The organism is Streptomyces sp. NTD107, assembly GCF_059510435.1.
In genome coordinates, this window is record NZ_JCAJZV010000032.1 from 1 (window position 1) to 3,111 (window position 3,111).

General features: G+C 59.9%; 4 protein-coding genes. All 4 read left to right on the plus strand.

All coding sequences use genetic code 11. The features are described 5' to 3' along the window. Positions 1 to 693, plus strand: a 693-nt coding sequence (locus AC5WRL_RS27990) for a hypothetical protein (RefSeq protein ID WP_496091480.1), incomplete at its 5' end; no start/stop codon positions are given. Beyond that, positions 674 to 1,324: a pentapeptide repeat-containing protein gene (locus AC5WRL_RS27995; RefSeq protein ID WP_496091481.1), complete on the plus strand. Its 651-nt coding sequence runs from the start codon at positions 674 to 676 to the stop codon at positions 1,322 to 1,324. The genes AC5WRL_RS27990 and AC5WRL_RS27995, both read left to right, overlap by 20 nt. A 622-nt stretch (positions 1,325 to 1,946) precedes the next feature. Beyond that, positions 1,947 to 2,309: a toxin-antitoxin system YwqK family antitoxin gene (locus tag AC5WRL_RS28000; RefSeq protein WP_496091483.1), complete on the plus strand. Its 363-nt coding sequence runs from the start codon at positions 1,947 to 1,949 to the stop codon at positions 2,307 to 2,309. Between the two features lie 60 nt (positions 2,310 to 2,369). Beyond that, positions 2,370 to 3,029 (plus strand): hypothetical protein, encoded by a 660-nt coding sequence (locus AC5WRL_RS28005; protein ID WP_496091482.1) that lies wholly within the window; start codon positions 2,370 to 2,372, stop codon positions 3,027 to 3,029. The last annotated feature ends 82 nt before the right edge of the window (positions 3,030 to 3,111 follow it).

Here is a 3,111-nt window from a genome sequence, read left to right on the forward strand (position 1 = left end):
GGTGGCGGTGGCGGTGGCAGCAGCTTCCCCGAAACCCCCACCGGGGGCAGCGGCGGAAGCCACAACCTTCCGGACGAACCACCTGCGAGCGGAAACGGCCTTCCGGACAACGCACATGGTCCTGAGCCCAGTGGTATCGGGGACACAGAACCCGGCCCACCGGTCCGGTCTTCCGCCGATCCCCTGGACCAGCCCATCGCGGAAATGACGCCTCAGCAGCGTACGGATCACTGGACACACCTGGAGGGTGTGGAGAATCGCGCGCCGCAGGACTTCAATCACTTGAAACACGACCCGGATCACCGTGGTGACATCTCGGATTCATCCATGGATGAGGCGCGCGTCGGTCTGGACCTGAGCGAACAAGGGCGCCTCCCCGACGACATCAGGCGGCCGGCCGAGGCGGACCGGGGAGAGTTCTATTCCGAAACGACCGGCAGGTACTATGACATCAAGGGAGTCCATTCCAACTGGCCGCCCTTCAATAATGTCCGCGATCCTTCCCTGCCATTCCGTGGAGCCTATGATCCGGGCAACAACGGAAAGTGGGTCAAGAAGCTCTCCGAGCAAATCGAGGACAAGGGCCGCGTCGTCATCATCGATATCAGGAATGCAAATCAGGCCGCAATCGATGATGTGAGGTCAATCGTCGCTAACAACGGCTGGGAAGAAAATGTCATCTGGTACCCGTAACGGCTGGACTCCGCCAAAATATCCGAATGACCCTGCGGCGGCACGGCGGCTGGAAGAGTGGCTTGCGTCCACGTCCGGTGGTCTGGAAGCGATTGGGTTCGACTTTCGTGGAGCTGATCTCTCCCACGGAGAAATGCGGGAGGCCATCCTCATCGAGGCTTCTCTCCCGCACGTTCGTCTGATCGGAGCCTCCCTGTACCGATCGAACCTCGAAGCCGCCGATCTCACCGGAGCGGATTTGTCCGGGGCAGACCTCGTCCGGGCGAATCTGGATGATGCGGTCCTGCGATCAGCTCGCCTGGACAGGGCAGACATGACCAAGTCTTCTCTTTATGGTGTCGATGCCTCGGGAGCGAGTTTCAGAGGTACGCGCATCATGGGCGCTTCTTTTCTGGAGGTTGATCTCCGGGGCGCCGACCTGTCGGAGGCCGTCCTCGCGGATAACTCCTTCCGGGTGAAACTGGATGAGAACACGATCGTTTCGGGACTTCACGGAACGATCTTCGGTCCTGTCGACCTGTACAGCGCGGATTCCCATCACCCTCTGCGGGCAGATGATCTGGAGCAATGGATCAACAGCAGAGGCGGGCAGGTAGCGGTACTGCGACCAAGAGGGCCCCATGCCGCCTGACGTCGCAGCTTTCTGACCACAGCGGCGGAGGCGGCGGCTTGCCCGTGTCGCCCACAGGTGGGGGCGGCGACCCGTTGCCGGGTCGCGAAGGGCCCTCACACGAAGGGCCAAACGATCTGCCGATCCGCCCTCCGGTCCCCACGGCGACAATCCCCCGGAAGACATCGCTCCGTCCGTGGAGCGCCGCCACCGGGTGCAGGCGAAAAGCTCCTGGACCATTTGAATGCGAGCAGGGCGGAAACATCTGATGGCCTCATTACGCATGTTGACGGTCGACCGGTAAACGAATATCTGGACTCCCTGGCACGAGATCGAGCTCAGGCCTATTAGCCTGCCAAAAATGAGAGAATATTTTGCCGGAAGCAAAACCGGATAATGCGTCGTCGTAGTTGCAGCTGTGGGAACGCACCAGGAGCGGGCTTCCCGACGGCCCGGAAGCGTTGCGGGACATGACAGCTTCGGTGGAGTTCCCTTTCAAGAAGGATCCCAGCACGTCACTTCCGGGACGAGGAGCTCCCTTCTGTGCCAACTGCGCGCACATGCTGCACGAGGCATCGAGCACTCATGGACGCTTCACCGACTGGCCCCCTGGAGATGACAATCTTGTACTCAGGTGAAAATTATGCAGCGATTTGATATCGATGACCCGAATGTAGATATCGACTTCGGCCACCGCCTCCTTCACAAAGGAAAGCCGATCAGCGGCGAGGTGAAAGAATACCAGAGAGGTTCACTGATTTCTCGCGAGGAGTACTCGGAAGGGATCAGGCAAGGCCCGACACGGGAATGGTACAGAAATGGGGCACTAAAATCCCAGGGATTCCATCACCGCGGAGTGCTGGTGGGAGAGTTTCGGGAATGGCATCCCAGTGGGGCCCTTGCAAAACTGATGGTCAGCAACGATAACGGCACCAAAATCCTCACCATCCAGGAATGGGATGAGGAGGGCAACCAGACAAAAAACTGGCAGGCGGACGAAACGTGATACCCCATGGCTTCCGTCCGCACCTTCCCTGAAGCTTGATCACAACTGGTGGAACTTGAGATGGCCCACGACAACCCAAGGGCCGCCTTCGAACGCCTCACAGCCATCAATTGGTTCGACGACGAAACCGTCTTCGACCACATTGGCTCAAGAATGGCGCTCATGCGCGAATACCTGCGGCGCTCCGCCAATTGGGCACAAGCGCTCGGCGCGACCGATGCCTGGCCCTTCCTCGATCTCGCCCTGGCCATCGAATCCAGTATCATGCTGGATCCCGATCTGGTCGCGGACATGGAAGATTTCCTCTACCACAATGTGACACGAGGTTCGATCAAGAGTTCATGCTGGGGGGCACTCCACTGGGCAGCCCTTCCCCAGGACACCTTGACCGGACTTCCCAAATGGCTGGCGCCCACAGACCAACAACAGAAGCAACCAACCAAACAGGCGACCCCTCCACCACCCAGCCCCACCAACCCACCCCCGGATCGCCGGAAAGCACCAGCCGCGACCTCCCCAGCCAGCGGAACCCCGACGGTGCCCCGTCCTCACCCCACCCCGGTGGAGGTTCAGGGGAGCATTTTCCGGCAGACAACAACGGCACTGGCCTGCCCGGCTCCGACCAGAACAGCAATCGTTCGGAACCATCATCCGGAGAAAATAACAGGGGAAATGACCAACCCCAGGTGGGTCGCTTCAATGAACGCACCCGGGAGATGACGCGGCAAGAACAAGAAGATCACCGATCCCGTTCGCAGGAAGTTGAAAGCAGGTCCCCGAAGGAATTCGACCACCTTCAATG